Genomic DNA, 16,763 nt, shown 5'->3' with positions numbered 1-16,763 from the left:
CGGGCGGCCGCCCGCCCCGGGCGCCGCCCCCCCCCCCCCCGGGCCCCGGCAGGCCCCGGGCACGGCTCCTCACCGGCCCTGCCCGGTGAGGAGCCCGATCACGGGATGGACCGCGTCGTCCCCGGAGCCGCCCTCCGGGAACAACTCGGCGGCCTCCGCACTGCGGGGGAACATGTCCCGCTCGTACGCGGCGAGCGCCGCCTCCACGTCGCCGGGGTGCGCGGCGAGGGCCAGACCGAGCTCGGCGCCGTCGAGCATGGCCAGGTTGGCGCCCTCGCCGTTCGGGGCCTGGAGGTGGGCGGCGTCGCCGAGCAGGGTCACCCCGGGCACCCGCTCCCACCGGTGCTCGGCCGGGAGGGCGTGGAGGTGGCGCAGGACCGGTGCGGAGTCCGCCTCGGTGATCAACGCGAGGAGCTCCGGCGCCCAGTCGGCGAACTCCCGCGCGACGCGCGCGGTGACCGCGGCCGCGTCGGTGACGTCGAGGCCCGCGAACCAGTCCAGCGGCTCGGTGATCCCGATGTAGGCGTGCAGGGTGTCGCCGCTCTCCCGGTGCGCGAAGATCTCCCGGTCCGGCGACGACGCCGCGATCATCGAGCCGCCGCCGACCGCCCGCGCGGTGGCCGGGAACCGGGTGCGCGCGTCGGCCAGGTACGTCTCGACGACCGACTTGCCGGCGTACCCGGGCCGGGCGGCCGAGAGCAGCGGCCGCACGCGCGACCACGCGCCGTCGGCGCCGACCAGCAGGTCCGCGACGACTCCGGAGCCGTCGGAGAACGCCACCTCGTGCCGGCCGCCGCCCAGGGGGCGGACGGCGGTCGCCTTGCGCCCCCACCGCACGGTCCCGGCGGGCAGCGAGTCGAGCAGGATCCGCCGCAGGTCGCCGCGCTGCACCTCGGGACGCCCGCCCGTGCCGTCGTCGGCCTGCTCGAACAGGACGGTCCCGTCGCGGTCCAGCACCCGCATCGCCTGGCGCCCCTCCAGCACGATGGCGCGGAACTCCTGCGTCAGCCCGGCCGCCGCGACGGCGAGTTGCCCGTTGTAGTCGTGGATGTCGAGCAGCCCGCCCTGCGTGCGCGCCGACGGGGAGGGATCGGCCTCGTGGACCGCGACCGGGATGCCGTGCAGGTGCAGGACCCGGGCCAGGGTGAGGCCGCCGAGCCCGGCGCCGACGATCGTGACGGGTGTGCGCATGGGTGACTCCTTCGGGATCGGGCCGCCCGATCGGTTCCGGCCGGCCTCCCCGGACGCTGTCAGGCGCCGCCGTCATACCGCCGTCATCCGGCCGTCGGACCCTGCCGGACGACCGGCATACGACTGTCCGCACACCACCCGACGCCGCCCGGACCACCCCCGAAAAGCGGGGCGCACGGCCGCCGGTACGCGCCCTCTTCCTCCGGAGGACGACCCGGCCGCCGACTACGCCAACCGTGCGCCCGAACACGTCCCCGGGCCGGCCCGTGCCACCGCCGGCGCCCGCCGCTCCGGCCACCCCGCCGCACGCGCCCGCATCCGGCACGTGCGCCCGGCCACCTGCCGTCCGTACCCGACCTTGTCCCAGCACCCCACTGCTGCGCCCTCTTGACGGTCCGTCAGCACGAGAGGCCCCGGCCACCCCGCCGACCACACATGTGCCACACACAACCCTCAAACCTCGGCCGCACGGCTCGCGGGTGTGGCACGGAAACGCATCGGCTCGCCCGGACGGTCGTTGGTCGTGCAGCGCGTGAGACAGCTCGCGCCGCCGAGCCGGCCGCCGAAGACGTCGGCCGGCTCGGGTCCTTCGCACGAGGAGCCGACCGGTGAGCGACCTTGTCCGCCTCATTCCGCAGCCCAGGGAAGCCGAACGCGCCGACCTGAGCGTTGACGCTCTCGAATTCCTGAAACGGTACGGCCTGCACCCGGCGCCGGAGGCCTACCTCTCGCACGGATACGTGGACCTGTGCCTCAAGGCGTGGCCGACCGCCGGGGGCGCCCCGCTGCGCCTGGCCGCCCGCTGGGCCCTGTGGACGTGGACGACCGACGACCTGCTGGACGGAGACCTCCGCGGCGCCCCGCTGGACGCGGTCGGGAGGCTGACCCGGTCGCTGCTGTGCGTCTGCGCCGAGAGCGACCGGCCCGCACCCGACGACCATCCCGCGGTCCACGCGCTGGCGGAGCTGGTCCGGGAGAGCCGCGCGATGATGCCCGACTTCTGGTGGCAGCGCTACCGCGAGCAGCTGGCCGCATGGATCGTCGCCGCACGCGACAAACTGGTGCACTACGTGCAGCCGGGACGAACGCCCACGCTGCGCGAGTACCTGATGCTCCGTCCGGCCGACGGCGGCATGCTGCTGGCCGCGATGTGGTGCGAACTCGCCGACCAGTGCATCACGCCGCACTGGGGCGACCCCATGGTGCAGGACCTCCTGGACGCCTTCTCGACCTGCGGGATCCTCACGAACGACCTCGCGGCCGACGGCGGCAAGGACGAGACCTTCAACGCCATCGCCGCCCGGATGGCCGACGGCGGCCTGTCCGCGGCGCAGGCCCGCCAGGACGTGAGCGAGCGGCTGGACGCGGAGGAACGGCGCTTCTGCTGGCTCCACTCGGCGGTGCGGCGCGGCTTCCACGCCGGACCGCCTCCCGCGGCCGACGCCGCCGCCGGCCCCCCGGTGGACCAGGTCCTGGACACCCACCGCTTCGCCCTGCTCCTGGACCAGTTCCTCGCCGCCCTCACCACATGGACCGGCACCAGCGCCCGGTACCCGGTGCTGCCCGGCACCCCGCAGCCGGCGCGCCGCGCCCTGCGCGACGTCCTGATCACCCCCGCCGTCCGCACGTGGAAGGCCGTGGGCCCGCGCTCCCGGCGGACCCGGACGAGCGCCGCCCCGGCCCGCTGAATCCCCGGGCGCAGACCGGCGTTCTGCAGGGCTGATGGCCCAAGTCGACCCGGCCCCCGGGCAGATCCCGGAACCCGCCCCCAGGAGCCGCCCGCAGCCGGTGGCACCGCGCCCGTCCCCGGGCCGGTGCCACCGCCGTTGACGGCGCCGAGCCCGTCACAGGGAGGGCAACCAGGAGCCCCGCCGTCCGCGCCCGGCCCGGGGAGCCGAATGGCGGCTGTTCAACGGACCGGGCGGAGGCGGGCTCGGCGCGTGCCACCGCGTCGAAGGCCTCTACCGCGGTGTGCCCGCGTCCCCGCCGATGCGGCTCATCGGCTGCGAGCCCGGCGAGAGGCTGCTGCGCCGGCTGGTGCGCCCGCGGGGCGACGGCGACCGGGTGACACTGCTCGCCGTGGACCGGACCGGCCGGGTGATGCGCCACCAGGAGCACATGCCGCTCAACGTCATCGCCTCCCGCCCGTCCGTGCTCGGCGGGACCCTGCTGGACCTGTGGCTGGCCGAGGGCCCCGCCGTCCGGCCCGTGCCGGCGGCCCGGCCGGTGTGGGACGCCTGGTTCGAGGGGCCGCCGGCCGAGGCCGGCACCTGGGCCGCGTTCCCGTCCGAGGGCCGGAAGGAGTGGGCCGCCTTCGCCGCCGCCCGTCAGGAAGCCGGCCGTCAGGACGCCGGCCGGTCCCCGACGGGCTCCGTACGGCACCTCTACGGGCGGCACGTGACCGACGTGCCGGGACTGGTGTGCGCGATCGGCGAGGCGGTCGTCGGCCCCGGCGGCCACTACGCCCAGTGCTGGCACGTGCTGCGCGGCTGCCCGTGCGGCGGGGACCTGCCGTTCGCGTCGTTCACCCTGGTCTGGCACGACGCCGAGGTCGCCCGGTGCGCGCTCGCCGAGGTGACCGTGGACACGGAGGGCGAGACGCCGTACGTCGACGACGTCCTCCGACTGCTCGCACGCGTGGGCATCACCGTCGAACTGCGCTGATCTCCCCCCGGGGCGCCACCGCGCCCTCGTCCAGGTCAGGCGTCGAGCACCTGGCCGGCGCGCTTGACGACCGGCCCTTCCGTCGACCAGGGGAACTCGATCCAGTCGTCGGTCTTCTTCCACACGTACTCGCACTTCACGAGCGAGTGCGACTTCTCGTAGATCACGGCGGACCGCACCTCGGCGACGTGGCCGAGGCAGAAGTCGTGTACCAGCTTCAGCGTCTTGCCCGTGTCGGCGACGTCGTCGGCGATCAGCACCTTCTTGTCGGTGAAGTCGATCGCCGCGGGCACCGGCGCCAGCATGACGGGCATCTCCAGGGTGGTGCCCACGCCCGTGTAGAACTCGACGTTCACCAGGTGGATGTTCTTGCAGTCCAGCGCGTACGCCAGACCGCCCGCCACGAACACGCCGCCACGGGCGATGCTCAGGACGAGGTCGGGCTCGTACCCGTCGGCGGCGATCGTGTGCGCCAGCTCGCGCACCGCCCGCCCGAACATCTCGTAAGTCAAGGTCTCGCGCACGTCGGTCACAGCGCCCAGTCTCCCCGCCCGCCGCCCGGCTGGCGAGCACCGGCACGCCGGGCAGTGCCGACGGGACGTTCCACGGGACACGACGTCCCCCGCGACCCGGGAGGTCCCGTCCACCGACGACCGATCAGCGGTCGGTAAGCAAGCGGTAAGCGACCCCGTCCTAGCCTCGGAACAGGCCCGCTCCGAAGAACGGCAACCGGCGCAGGCGGCCCCCTGACAAGGAGCACCGATGGCAAAGCGTTTGCGAACCATGCTGGCCGTGGCAGGCATCACGGTCGCCGGCCTGGTCGGGCCGGCACCGGCGGCCTCGGCGAACACCCCTCTCACGACGCTGAGTTTCGTCGCCCACGAGGACGACGACCTGCTCTTCATGAACCCCGACATCCTGTCCGACGTCCAAGCCGGATACGACACCTGGGTCGTCTACCTCACCGCCGGTGAGATCGCCTACGGCAGCGGCTCGACCCAGGAGCGCCTCGACTACGCGAACATGCGGACCGAAGGCGTCAAGGCCGCCTACGCGCGCGCCGCGAAGACCGCGAACGACTGGACGTTCAACGAGTCCGTCTTCAACGGTCACCCGGTGGCCACGGACACCCTCACCGGGACCAGGGTCCACCTGCTCTTCCTGTACATCCACGCCGCGGACGGGGCCTCCGGCGACAACTGCGGCGACCTCTACCGGATGCTCCACGACCCGGCCTTCGCCGGCCGCCCGATCGACGGCCGGCCCGCGTACACCCGCCAGGACCTGCTCGCCACACTCCGGGCCGTCACGGACGGCGTGAACCCCGACTACCTGCGCTCCCAGAGCACCATCGGCCACCGCGACGGCGACCACATCGACCACACGTCCGCCGCCCTGTTCGCCGCCGCCGCCGACTCCACGATCCCGCCCGGCGCCGACCCGCTCACCGCCACCGGCACGACCGTCCGCCAGCGCGACGAGTACCAGGGCTACAGCCTCGCGAACCAGCCCGACCGGTTCGGCGGCTACTGGCGGGACGAGAAACTCGCGGTCTGGAACGCCTACAAACCGCACGACCCGGCCGTCGGCCCCACCACCTGGGACGAACTCGCCGGCAAGGAGACCGACCCGGCCGCCGCCGGCCGCCGCTTCACCGCGAACGGCACCTGGGCACCTCCGGGCGACTTCACCAACCAGTGCGGCAACGACGGGCCGTACCACTGACGGCCGCCGGGGGGACGGCTCCGTCCCGCCACCGGTCCCGGCGGCCGACGGCCGGGGGAGGGGTGCTAGAAATCCCTCGTGGACGTTCCCCCCGAGCCCTCGACCCTGCGCGTCTTCATCGCGCTGGCCCCGCCCGACGACGCCAAGGACGAACTGGCCCGGGCCCTGCAGCCCGCCTACGCCATGTACCCGCGGCTACGCTGGAACCGGATCGAGGACTGGCACATCACCCTGGCCTTCCTCGGCGAACTCCCCTCCACCGCAGTACCGTTGCTGCAGTCCGTGCTCGCCGGCCGGGCCGCCTCCCACCCCGCCCTGCAACTGGCCCTGCGCGGCGGCGGCCACTTCGACGAGCGGCTGCTGTGGAGCGGCATCGGCGGCGACCTGGAAGGACTGCACCAGCTCGCCGCCGACGTCCGCGACCTGGTCGCCTCCTGCGGCATCGCCTTCCGCAGCCGCCCGCTGCGCCCCCACCTGACCCTGGCACGCGCGCGCCGCGACGATCCCACCAGCGTGCCCCGGGCCGCGGCCGGCCTCGACGGATTCGCGGGCCGGCCCTGGCAGGCCGAGCGCCTCCACCTGGTCGGCAGCAACACCGGCCGCGGCCCCGGCCCGATCCGCTACCGCGACATCGAGGCCTGGCCGTTCGGCACCGCGGCCCGCACCGGCGGCGACGACGCCCCCGCCGGGCCGTAGCCGACCGGCGAACGCCCCCTCTTACAGCGGGGTCAGGACGTCCTGGTGCGCCCCGTCGAGGACGAGGCCGTTGTCCAGCCGGACCCGGACCGTCACCTGCTTCCCCCGTTCCCGGTGGGCGGCCCACTGCGGCTCCAGCACGGCGATCTCGGCCTCCAGCCGCTCGCGGCTGGCCGCCGGCATGGTGTGCCCGTAGTCCTCGAACAGCGCCTTGAGACGCAGGTACTCGCGGACCTCGTGGCTCTCGGGGAGTTCGTCCACCCGCTCGACGGTGCCCTCGACCCCGGCCCCCAGCGAGAGGAACCCGACGACGGCCCCGGCCTCCCCGGCGACCGCCTCACCGAGGGCGAGGTCCTCGGCCAACCTGACGCGCAGGCCTTCCACCAGGGTCATCCGCTTCTCTGCCTCTCCATCGACTCTCCAGCAGCCCGGTCATTATCGTCCCCGCACCCGGTACCCCCGCGATCGCGCGAGTGGACGCCTGCCACACTGTGCGCCATGAGTGACCACGAACCCCATGCCCCGGCGCAGCTTTCCGAGGCACTGCACCGCAGGCTGGAGCGGATCGAACGGCTCCTGGAGCCCGAGAAGCCGGAGCGCCCGGCGTGGCGTTCGGTCACTCTCGGTGAGCAGCGCTGGGCGGTCTCGGTGGCCATCCTGGTCGCCGTGGGCCTGCAGCTGGCCCTGCCGACCCGCCTGACCATCCACCCGCACTGGATGCTGCCCGCCCTGGAACTGGCACTGCTGGTGGCCCTGGCGGTCCTCAACCCGCACAAGCGCATCGACCAGACGTCGCGGCTGCTGCGGCTGATGAGCCTGGCCATGGTGGCGGTGATCAGCCTGGCCAACGGCTGGTCGGCGGTGAAGCTGGTGCGCGACCTGATCCACACCTCCGCCTCGCCGGGCGCGCTGGCGCTGCTCGGCACCGGCGGCGCGGTGTGGGCGACCAACATCATCGCCTTCTCGCTCTGGTACTGGGAGTGGGACCGCGGCGGCCCGGCGGCCCGCGCCCAGGGGGTGAAGGCCTACCCGGACTTCCTCTTCCCGCAGATGCAGCAGGAGGGCATCGCGGAGCCGGGCTGGGAGCCCTCCTACCCGGACTACCTGTACGTGGCGTTCACCAACGCCTGCGCCTTCAGCCCGACGGACACCATGCCGCTGTCGGTCTGGGCGAAACTGCTGATGATGACGCAGTCGGCGGTCTCCCTGATCACGGTGGTCCTGGTGGTGGCGCGGGCGGTCGGCATCCTGCAGTAACGGCCCCGCCCCGCTCCCGGTTCTACTCCGGCTCCGGCCGGTCCCAGTTCGCGGTGACGCGGGCCCGTTCCGCCTCGATGAGCGGCCGGACCACGTCGTCGACGGACCGGTGGGAGATCTCGGCGAAACCGTGGAGCCAGTCCGCGAGGTCGGCGGGCAGCCGGAGGGTGACGCGGCGGGGCGGGGGGAGCTCGGGCATCGGGCCTCCAACGGGACGCAGCGGGGGCAGGGCGGTGAGCCGCGCCCGATCAGCTTGCCTCAGCGGGGCCGGGGGTCGACCAGCAGGTCGGTGGCCCGGTGGGTCCGCTGGTACAGGACGTGCGCTCCGGTGCGGGTGCGGGTGATCAGTCCGGTGCGGTGCAGGATGCCGAGGTGGTAGGAGACCGTGCTGGTGGCGAGGAAGTGCCGCTCGCTCAGTTCCGCGGTGGTGCGGGCGGCGTGCAGGTCGGACAGCAGGCGGGCGCGGGTCGCCCCGAGCAGGGCGGGGACCGTGCGCCCCGGGCCGGTGGCGGGCCCGGGCCGGGAGGGGTAGGCGAGCATCGGCTCGCGGTCGGCGGGCGAGGGCACCGAGTCGACGACCACGCGCAGGCCGGCGGGGAACACCGAGGGGGTCAGGACCAGGCCGGTGCTGCCGGGGATCCGGGCCTGGAAGCGGCCGACCAGGTTCAGCCGGTCGTCGTTCCAGTGCACCCGGGGATGCAGGGTGGCCAGCATGCCGGCCAGGCCGTGGCGGGCGGTGGTCCGCGCCCGGTGGGTGATGTCCTCCTCCATGCGGCTGCGCAGGGCCGGCCAGTGCGGGGCGAGGGCCGACTCCCACAGCCGTTCCAGCTCGGCTGCCACCAGCTCGGCAAAGTCCCGCTCGCCCCGCTCCAGGGCCTCGCGCAGGACCACGGGGAGCACCCGGCCCGCCAGACGCTCCGCACGGACCCCCTGGGCCATGATCCGCAGCTCCCAGCGCAGACGGGCGGAGCCCGTGGTGGCCACCGCGTGCAGTTCCTCCTGCACCGGAGCCTCCGGGGTCTGCGGCTGCGGGGTCAGGAAGTCCGGCACGTAGTCCCACGAACCGCCGAACAGCGCGCCCAGCAGCACGAGCCTGCGCTCGCGGACGGCCTCCTGGACCCTGCCCCGCCAACCGCCGCCGCCCGGCCGCTCGTTGCCACGCAGGAGACCGAGCGCACCGACCGCGGTGCTGAGCGGCGAGATCGCGAACCGGGTGTTCGCGAGGACGGCGCGGTCCATGTCGAGACAGAGCACGACACCCCCCGAGGTTCGGCCGTCGGCCGCCCGAACGGCCGGCGTCATGAGTCTTCGAACGTCATCGAATCACTCGAAGGGCAGCCCCGTCAGCCGGTTCCCTTGAACCGGGAACGGGCGGCACGACCGCACCACTCCCCGGGGGGGCCACCCACGACACACACGGCCCTCGAAGAACGACCCGACCTCCGGAACTCGCAGGCAGTCGTACGGACTTGTCCGGGAAACCGGCCTCCGGACGGAGCCAGGGCACCGTGGGCCGAGGCAATCAGCCGTCGGACACCAGGAGAAACCGATGATCAGGAAGCGCACCGCCACCCGCCTCGCCGCCGTCGCCGCCGTCGCGACCGTCGGCCTGAGCCTCAGCACCGGGATGGCGTCGGCCGACGCCACCTTCTCGGCCAACGTCCCCGGTTGTGCCGGGTGGATGCAGGACACGTTCATGAACGGGCACGACTGGGTGCAGGGCTTCGCGATCTCCACCATGGGCGACCCCTGTAGCGTGGTCCTCCACCAGTCCAACGGCGGGAGCTCCAGCGACTGGACCGCCACCCGCACGCCGGCCCAGACCGACAGGCTCATCGACGCCGGCATCACCTCGTTCGTCGTCGTGTGCAACGGGAACACCGGCCGCTGCGCCACCAGCCAGTCGTACTGACGGACGCCGCCGGTCCCGTCCTGGCCCCTCCCGGGGGAAGGGGCCATGACGGGACCGGTGCCCGCACGGTTCAGCCGATGACCGGGCCGGCCTCGACGTCTCCGATCTGCTGGTCGTTGTCGACGATCCAGGTCTTCGAGAAGTACTGGCAGCCGGGGAACGCGCCGATGCCGTCCGAGGGGACCGTGTACAGGGTGGCCCCGCCCCCGCCCTTCGGGATGTACGTCGCCGTGTCCGTCCCGGGAACCCAGTTGACCGGCCCGCTGGTGTCGCAGCGGTAGCCGAGCTGCACGTGCAGGTAGACGTCGGTCGGGCCACCGGTGGCGATGGCCTTTCCGTGCATGTAGCTGCTGCTGTCCTGGTAGACGCACGGCAACAGGGTGAAGCCGGCGCCGACGTAGACCGGCGTGCTCCGGCAGACGTTGTCCCCGGGGCTCGCGCCGGCCGTTCCGGCGGTGGCCATCATCGTGCCGGCGGCCAGCGCCATGGTGGCGGTGCCGAGTCCGAGAAGACGGCCGGCCGGGGTTCGGGGGCGGATGCGCATGGCGGTGATGCTCCTTCGGAAGAGGTGGGACGCGACGGAAGCGCGCACCGCGATGCTGGCAGCAGGAATCGGCGCCCCGCGAGCTGTTCAGCCAGGACCGAATAGTTGCGAAACCACCCCACGGCGGACGGCACCCGGCATGATCGTCGTCCAATGGGGAGGACGGGCGGGAACCGGGGGGATCCGTGCTGGACTTGCGCTTCGGTGCCGCGGACATGGCGCGCACCACGTTCGCCGTCTCGTCGATGGACCAGATCATCGGCGGCATCGCCGGGGCGGAGCACCACTGCGTCGGCGCCTCGCTCGGACGCGCCCGCTGGTGGCGCCGGATGCGCCAGCACGTGCCGCACCAGGCCGATCGCCTGCTGGAGCTGGTGAACGCCAGCTTCGAGGGGGTTCCGGATTTCCTCGTCGCCAACGTCGAATCCGGCCGCCAGGGGCTCGCCGACGAGCTCGACGCCATCGTGGCCCTGCCCGAGAGCCGGATCCGCCGGGACCTCGACTTCTACGGCGACGACCCAGGCCTGCCGCCCATCGTCCGGGAGCTGCGCGACGGCGGCACCCGAGGGCTGCGGCTGATCGCCGACGGCGCCTGGGCCCTCTTCCGGTCCTGCTTCGCCGCGGACTGGCCGGACATCCGGCGGCTGCTCGGAGCCGACATCGCACACCGGTCCCGCGCCGCCGCCGAGGCCGGCACCGGCGTCATGCTGGAGCGGCTGCACCCGCAGACGCGCTGGCGGACCGGCGAAGTCCTGCAACTCGCCGTCCACGGCTTGAACGAAGGGTGGGACCTGGACGGGCGGGGCGTGGAACTGCGTCCCAACATCTTCCTGACGTCCATCACGGCCCTCCCGACGGAACACCCCGCGGCGACGGTCCTGTACCCGAGCCGTGCCCGCCCGGCCGGAGCCGCCGTTGCCCGGCGGACGGACGGCCTGGCCGGACTCATGGGCGCGACCCGCGCCCGCGCCCTGCGCGCGATCGGCCTGGGCCCGTGCACCACGGCCGAGCTGAGCAGGCGTCTTGGCCTCAGCCCGGCGAGCGCCTCCGCCCACGCCACGGCCCTGCGCGTGGCCGGCGTGATCACCACGGAGCGCGAAGGGCGGCAGGTCCGCCACGACCTCACCCCGCTCGGACACGACTTGCTGCTGAACAACCCCGAGCCCCCCGGCACGGGCGGGAGCCGCGGCTGACCCTCGCCCTGTCGCTTGCGCCGGAGGCGGCCTGCCGTTCACCCGGCCTTCGCCGACGCGGCTCTTGTGAGGGCATCGTCAACTGCGGGACAGTGACGGCCAATCACCCGCCCCTCCGAGGAGAATCCGTGCGTCTGTCACGCCTCGCCACCGGCCTCGCCGCCGCCGTCGCCCTGCTCTGCGGGCCCACCGGCGCCGTCGCTCCCGCAAGCGCCACCGGCACCGCCGGCACCGCCGCCGCGGCCACGGCCGCCGTTCCGCGGCCCGACCACGTCGTGGTGGTGCTCTTCGAAAACACCTCGGAGAGCTCCATCGTGGGCAACCCACAGGCCCCGTACTTCAACCAACTGGCCAACACCGGCGCGAACTTCACCAACTCCTTCGCGATCGAACACCCCAGCCAGCCGAACTACCTGGACCTGTTCTCCGGCTCCAACCAGGGAGTCACCGACGACTCCTGCCCGCACAGCTTCAGCACCGACAACGAGGGCGCCCAACTCATCGCCAAGGGCCTGACGTTCAAGGGCTACTCGGAAAGCCTGCCCGCGGCCGGCTCGACGGTCTGCACTTCGGGCAAGTACGCGCGCAAGCACGTCCCGTGGACCAACTTCACCAACGTGCCGGCCTCCGCCAGCCTGCCGTTCACCAGCTTCCCGACCGACTTCACCCAACTGCCCACCGTCTCCTGGGTGATCCCCAACCTCTGCGACGACATCCACGACTGCTCGATCCCCACCGGCGACACCTGGCTGAAGAACAACCTGGACGCCTACGTCCAGTGGGCCAAGACCCACAACAGCCTGCTGATCACCACCTTCGACGAGGACGACAGCGCCGGCCCCAACCAGATCGCCACCTTCTTCAACGGCCAGCAGGTCAAGCCGGGCACCTACACCGAGCAGATCGACCACTTCAGCGTGCTGCGCACCATCGAGGACATGTACGGCCTGCCGTACGCCGGTGCCGCCGCCCAGGCCACACCGATCACCGACGCCTGGAACACCGGCACCACCGGCGGCGTCAGCGTCACCGCGCCGGGCAACCAGGCCGGCACCGTCGGCACCCCCGCCTCCCTCCAGATCCGGGCCACCGACACCGCCGGCGGCACGCTGGGCTACGCCGCCACCGGTCTGCCGGCCGGACTGTCGGTCAACGCCTCCACCGGCCTGATCAGCGGCACCCCGACCACGGCCAGCACCTCCGCCGTCACCGTCACCGCCACCGACTCGACCGGCCCGTCCGGCAGCACCTCGTTCACCTGGACGGTCAGCCCGGCCGGCACCGGCTGCCCGTCGCCCGGCCAGCTGCTCGGCAACCCGGGCTTCGAGAACGGGAACAGCCCGGCGCCGTGGAAGGCGACCTCCGGCGTGATCAACAACGACCTGGCCAGCGAGCCCGCGCACAGCGGCAACTGGGACGCCTGGCTGGACGGTTACGGCTCCGCGCACACCGACACGCTCAGCCAGAGCGTCACCGTCCCGGCCGGCTGCAAGGCCGCGCTCGGCTTCTGGCTCCACATCGACACGGCCAAGACCACGGGCACCGCCGACGACACGCTCACCGTCACCGCCAACGGCACCACCCTGGCCACCTACTCGAACCTCGACGCCGCCAACGGCTACACGCAGCGGACCCTCGACCTGTCCGCCTACGCCGGGAAGAGCGTCACGCTGACGTTCACCGGCGTGGAGAACTCCTCCGCCGACCAGACCGGCTTCGTCATCGACGACACCACGCTGAACGCCTCCTGACCGGCACACCCGACCGGCACACCCGACCGGCACACCCGACCGGCACGCCGGGGCCGTGCCCGCATCCGGGCGCGGCCCCGTCACGTGATGGCGGTGTCGAGGAGGGCCTCCAGGGCCGGGCGGGGGCGCGACAGCAGCTCGCGGATCCGCAGGTCGTCCGGGCCCCGGGCGGCCGCGGAAGCGGATCACGTTACGGTCTGATCATGCTTCAGAAAGCTCGCGCCGCCCTGATATCGGCGCTCCTCCTGGCCCCCCTGGTCGCGGCCACCCCGGCCACTCCGGTCGCCCCGGCCGCCACCGCGGCCGCCACGGCCACCGTCGCCCCATCCGATCCCCAGGCCACCGCGGCCACCGGCCGGGTGCTCGACTGGCTGTCGCACCTGCCGGGCCGGGCCGGCAACCGGGTGGTCTCCGGCCTGTTCGCCGGCTACAGCGGCTCCGCCTTCTCACTCGCCCAGACCGAGGACCTGAAGGCCCAGACCGGCCAGTACCCCGGGCTGATCGCCTGCGACTACGGCTCGAACGGCAGCTCGACCATCGACTCCTCCTGCAACGCCGACCTGAAGAACTGGTCGGCCAGGGGCGGCCTGGTCTCCGTCGGCGTCCACGCGCCGAACCCGGTCCGGCCGGGACTCCAGGGCCTCTACACCCACCTGGACGGCTTCCAGCAGCTCACCGACCCCACCACCACCGTCGGTGCCGCCTGGCAGCAGACCCTCGACAGGATCGCCACCGGCCTCGCCGACCTGAACGGCGCCGGCGTCCCCGTCCTGTTCCGCCCGTTCCACGAGATGAACACCTCCGGCGCGGGCGCCTTCTGGTGGAGCGGCCAGGACCGGGCCGCCTACGTCTCCGCCTGGCAGTACACCTACCGCTACCTCACCCAGGCCAAGGGCCTGCACAACCTGCTCTGGGTCTACTCCCCGCTCTGCGGCGCCGGCGACCGCGCCGCGTACTACCCCGGCGACGCCTACACCGACGTGGTCGGCCTCGACTGCTACCCGACCGACCCGGCCGCCGCCCAGGGCTACGGCGAACTGACCGCGCTGCACAAGCCGTTCGCCTTCGCCGAGATCGGCCCGCCGAACGACCCCGCCACCCACGTGCCCGCGCCCGCCGCTTACGACTACGGCCGCTGGGCCGACGCGATCCGCACCCGGTTCCCGGCCACCACCTACTTCCTGGCCTGGAACGACAAGTGGAGCCCCACGGTGCAACTCGGCGCCCCGGCACTGATGAACGACCGGTGGACGCTCAACCTGGGCGGGATCGACCCGTCCGCCACGACCGACCCGGCCGGGCCGCCGCGCCCGCCGGCACCGGGCACCGTGCTGGAGGGCTTCGAGACCGGCCCGGACGGCTGGGGCGGCCGGCAGACCCTGAACGGGCCCTGGGCGGTGGACGAGTGGGCCTCCCAGCAGAGTCACTCCCTCAAGGCCGACGTCGACCTGACCCGCCCGGAGACCTACCTCAACAAGGTCGCCCGCCAGGACCTCAGCGCCTACAGCACGCTCTCCGTCGACGCCCGCACCGCCCCCTGGGGCAACCAGGCCGCCGGCACGACCGCCAAGCTCTACCTGCGCACCGGCGCCAACAGGACCTGGTACGACAGCGGTTCCACCGTGGTCGGCCCGGACGGCGCCGTGCTGACCATGCCGCTCGCGGGCGTGACCGACCTCGCCGACGTCGAGGAGATCGGGGTCCGCTTCGCCCCCGCGCCGGGCGCCTCCGGCCAGAGCTCGGTGTACATCGACAACCTGACCGCCACCACCCCGGCGAGCACCCTCGGCGACTTCGAGACCGGACCCGACGGCTGGGGCGGCTGGCGGATCAAGAACGGCCCCTGGCCGGTCACCGAGTGGGCCGCCCAGGGCACCCGCTCCCTCAAGGCCGACGTCCAACTGGAGAGCGGCGAGGCCTTCCTGCTGCGCCACTACGCCACCCCGGCCGACCTGACCGGCAACCTCACCCTCACCGCGACCGCCCGCACCGCCCCCTGGGGCAACCAGGCCGCGGGCACCAAGGCCAAGCTGTACGTGAAGGCCGGTGCCGGCTGCGACTGGTACGACAGCGGCACCTACCCGGTCGACGCCGACGGCACCCGGCTGTCCTTCAACCTGGCCGCCGTCCCCGACCTCACCAGGGTCTGCGAACTCGGCGTCGACTTCGTCCCGGCCGACGGGGCGACCGGCCAGTCCTCCGTCTACGTGGACGCGGTGTCCATGCGCTGAGCCCCCTGCGCCCCCACCCGGGAGGCCGCCGCCCCACGACGGGACGGCGGCCTCCCGCGCCTTCGCGCCGGCGGCTCCGCCCGCCCGGTGCCGCCGATTTTCTGTTATGCCAATTGACACAACCTCAGTGCCGTCCCTAGGGTCTCCTGGCATGGACGAGGTCAAGAAGCGCGGCCGCCCCCGGAAGGACCCCGCGCAGTTGGCGCGGTGGACTCCCCCCGAGGGGTGGTCACGGCTGGTCGCCTGGGTGTCGCCCGAGGAGAAGAAGGCCCTCAAGCACGTGGCGGTCGAGGCGGAGGTCTCGGTCGCCGACCTCGTCCGCGCGCTCGCGGGCGGGCTGGCCGCCGGGGCGATCACACACGAGGAACTGCTGGGCCACGTCAGAAAGGGCATCCAGGTCATGGAGAAGATCCCGACGCTGTTCGACCGGGACGACGCGTTCCGCGTCGTCGACCGGCCCCGCGCCGAATGCGCGTGGGTCTTCGAGGGCGAGGGGGTGCCGACCGAGAAGCTGGACGGCACCAACGTCCGCCTCACCGTCCGCGCCGGACGGCTGGTCCGGGTGGAGAAGCGCCGCAACCCGACGAAGGCCCAGAAGCAGCAGGGCATCCGGGACGGCTGGTACGTCGACACCGACGAGCAGGCCGCCGAGGACAAGTGGATCCTCGCCGCCGCCCACGCCACCGACACCACCGCCTGGCCCGACGGCGAGCACTCCTGCGAGGCCCTCGGCCCCCGCATCCAGGGCAACCCGCTCGGTGTGACCGAGCACCACTGCGTCCCCTTCAACCTCCAGGTGCCGGTCTACCAGGACGTGCCCCGGACCTACGCGGGCCTGCGCGACTACCTGGCCGAGATGGAGAGCCGCTACACCCCGGGCGCGCTCGCGGAAGGCATCGTCTTCCACCACCCCGACGGGCGCCGCGCCAAGATCAAGCGCAAGGACTTCCCCAAGGCCGCCTGACCCGCGCCCGCTCGGGGCAGTGCGCCGGCTGCGCGCCGCGTTGCGGGGTTGGTCGCCCCGGCCGAGGCTCCTCCGGCCGCGGCTGCCCAAACCGGGCTGACGGCCGAGGGCACCATGAGGATCGTCATTGCTGCCTTCCTGCGGCTGCCGGTTTTGCCGATCGGGCTGCGCGGCGCGGCTTCGCGCTTCTACCGTGTCGGTCGGACCGGCTATTTGAGGAAACGTCAGGGCAGGAGCGGAACACATGGACATTCCTCTGGTGGAGGCTGTCGCCGCAGTGCGCGACGAGCTGATGGAGGCCGTGGCGCAGGGCGCGGACCAGGAGATCGCGTTCGCGGTCGGGCCGGTCGAGATGGAGTTCCAGGTCGAGATGCGCGCGGACGCGAAGGCGAAGGGGGGCTTCCGGCTCTGGGCGGTCGCCGCGGAGACCGAGGCGGGGGTCTCGCGCGGCAGGACGCACCGGGTCGCCTTCACGCTGACGCCCAAGAGCGCCAACGGCGAGGACCTGCTGATCAGTGGCTCGCGGAACCGCCTCTCCGGCCCCGGCGACACGAGCGGCCGTATCCCGCACTGACGACGTACGGGCGCCGGGGCCACGGGGACAGGGAACCCACGGGGACGGGGAACAGGGGCGG

At 73.2% G+C, this 16,763-nt stretch carries 17 protein-coding genes; 11 read left to right on the top strand and 6 right to left on the bottom strand.

Translation table 11 applies throughout. From position 1 onward, the window contains the following. Positions 1–69 precede the first annotated feature (69 nt). Positions 70–1,191 (bottom strand): FAD-dependent oxidoreductase, encoded by a 1,122-nt coding sequence (locus ACFXDE_RS36550; RefSeq protein ID WP_380498716.1) that lies wholly within the window; start codon positions 1,189–1,191, stop codon positions 70–72. A 608-nt stretch (positions 1,192–1,799) separates the two neighbouring features. Here ACFXDE_RS36550 and ACFXDE_RS36545 point away from each other — a divergent pair. Beyond that, positions 1,800–2,879 (top strand): terpene synthase family protein, encoded by a 1,080-nt coding sequence (locus ACFXDE_RS36545; RefSeq protein ID WP_380448055.1) that lies wholly within the window; start codon positions 1,800–1,802, stop codon positions 2,877–2,879. 283 nt (positions 2,880–3,162) lie between these two features. Then, positions 3,163–3,855 (top strand): hypothetical protein, encoded by a 693-nt coding sequence (locus ACFXDE_RS36540; protein WP_380498715.1) that lies wholly within the window; start codon positions 3,163–3,165, stop codon positions 3,853–3,855. A 35-nt stretch (positions 3,856–3,890) separates the two neighbouring features. Here ACFXDE_RS36540 and ACFXDE_RS36535 read toward each other — a convergent pair whose 3' ends face one another. Then, positions 3,891–4,388 (bottom strand): phosphoribosyltransferase, encoded by a 498-nt coding sequence (locus ACFXDE_RS36535; protein WP_380448059.1) that lies wholly within the window; start codon positions 4,386–4,388, stop codon positions 3,891–3,893. Between the two features lie 229 nt (positions 4,389–4,617). Between ACFXDE_RS36535 and ACFXDE_RS36530 the strand changes: the two genes are divergently transcribed. Further along, positions 4,618–5,580: a PIG-L family deacetylase gene (locus ACFXDE_RS36530; protein WP_380498714.1), complete on the top strand. Its 963-nt coding sequence runs from the start codon at positions 4,618–4,620 to the stop codon at positions 5,578–5,580. A gap of 78 nt (positions 5,581–5,658) precedes the next feature. Continuing rightward, positions 5,659–6,276 carry an RNA 2',3'-cyclic phosphodiesterase gene (gene thpR / locus ACFXDE_RS36525; protein ID WP_380498713.1) on the top strand — a complete coding sequence of 206 codons (618 nt, stop codon included), beginning with the start codon at positions 5,659–5,661 and terminating at the stop codon, positions 6,274–6,276. 21 nt (positions 6,277–6,297) lie between these two features. On the opposite strand, the gene ACFXDE_RS36520 is transcribed toward thpR, so the two are convergent. Further along, positions 6,298–6,669: a hypothetical protein gene (locus tag ACFXDE_RS36520; RefSeq protein WP_380498712.1), complete on the bottom strand. Its 372-nt coding sequence runs from the start codon at positions 6,667–6,669 to the stop codon at positions 6,298–6,300. Positions 6,670–6,774: 105 nt separating this feature from the next. Here ACFXDE_RS36520 and ACFXDE_RS36515 point away from each other — a divergent pair, with 105 nt between their 5' ends. Continuing rightward, positions 6,775–7,533: a hypothetical protein gene (locus ACFXDE_RS36515; protein ID WP_380498711.1), complete on the top strand. Its 759-nt coding sequence runs from the start codon at positions 6,775–6,777 to the stop codon at positions 7,531–7,533. 22 nt (positions 7,534–7,555) lie between these two features. Here ACFXDE_RS36515 and ACFXDE_RS36510 read toward each other — a convergent pair whose 3' ends face one another. Then, a complete protein-coding gene (locus ACFXDE_RS36510; RefSeq protein WP_380448067.1) occupies positions 7,556–7,732 on the bottom strand; it encodes a hypothetical protein in 177 nt (58 codons plus the stop codon). A 59-nt stretch (positions 7,733–7,791) separates the two neighbouring features. Next, a complete protein-coding gene (locus ACFXDE_RS36505; RefSeq protein WP_380498710.1) occupies positions 7,792–8,787 on the bottom strand; it encodes an ArsR/SmtB family transcription factor in 996 nt (331 codons plus the stop codon). 295 nt (positions 8,788–9,082) lie between these two features. On the opposite strand from ACFXDE_RS36505, the gene ACFXDE_RS36500 reads away from it, so the two are divergent. Beyond that, complete coding sequence (locus tag ACFXDE_RS36500; RefSeq protein WP_380498709.1) at positions 9,083–9,445, top strand: hypothetical protein; 363 nt, start codon at positions 9,083–9,085, stop codon at positions 9,443–9,445. 70 nt (positions 9,446–9,515) lie between these two features. Here ACFXDE_RS36500 and ACFXDE_RS36495 read toward each other — a convergent pair whose 3' ends face one another. Further along, positions 9,516–9,989: a hypothetical protein gene (locus tag ACFXDE_RS36495; protein ID WP_380498708.1), complete on the bottom strand. Its 474-nt coding sequence runs from the start codon at positions 9,987–9,989 to the stop codon at positions 9,516–9,518. Positions 9,990–10,204: 215 nt separating this feature from the next. On the opposite strand from ACFXDE_RS36495, the gene ACFXDE_RS36490 reads away from it, so the two are divergent. The 5 genes from ACFXDE_RS36490 (at position 10,205) to ACFXDE_RS36470 (ending at position 16,702) form a co-directional block, all read left to right on the top strand. Then, positions 10,205–11,182: an ArsR/SmtB family transcription factor gene (locus ACFXDE_RS36490; RefSeq protein WP_380498707.1), complete on the top strand. Its 978-nt coding sequence runs from the start codon at positions 10,205–10,207 to the stop codon at positions 11,180–11,182. A 128-nt stretch (positions 11,183–11,310) separates the two neighbouring features. Further along, positions 11,311–12,933, top strand: a complete 1,623-nt coding sequence (locus tag ACFXDE_RS36485) for an alkaline phosphatase family protein (protein WP_380498706.1) — start codon at positions 11,311–11,313, stop codon at positions 12,931–12,933. A 203-nt stretch (positions 12,934–13,136) separates the two neighbouring features. Next, positions 13,137–15,164 carry a glycosyl hydrolase gene (locus ACFXDE_RS36480; protein ID WP_380498705.1) on the top strand — a complete coding sequence of 676 codons (2,028 nt, stop codon included), beginning with the start codon at positions 13,137–13,139 and terminating at the stop codon, positions 15,162–15,164. 151 nt (positions 15,165–15,315) lie between these two features. Further along, positions 15,316–16,128, top strand: coding sequence for a hypothetical protein (locus tag ACFXDE_RS36475; RefSeq protein ID WP_380498704.1), 813 nt, complete (start codon positions 15,316–15,318; stop codon positions 16,126–16,128). A 244-nt stretch (positions 16,129–16,372) separates the two neighbouring features. Continuing rightward, the gene (locus ACFXDE_RS36470) at positions 16,373–16,702 is read left to right on the top strand and encodes a trypco2 family protein (RefSeq protein ID WP_380498703.1); all 330 of its coding nucleotides are present in this window, start codon (positions 16,373–16,375) and stop codon (positions 16,700–16,702) included. Positions 16,703–16,763 lie beyond the last annotated feature (61 nt).

Source organism: Kitasatospora sp. NPDC059408, from assembly GCF_042751525.1.
In the GTDB taxonomy this organism is placed as follows: domain Bacteria; phylum Actinomycetota; class Actinomycetes; order Streptomycetales; family Streptomycetaceae; genus Kitasatospora.
The sequence above is the reverse complement of the archived record's forward strand: the minus strand, read 5'-3'. Positions and strand labels throughout refer to the sequence as shown.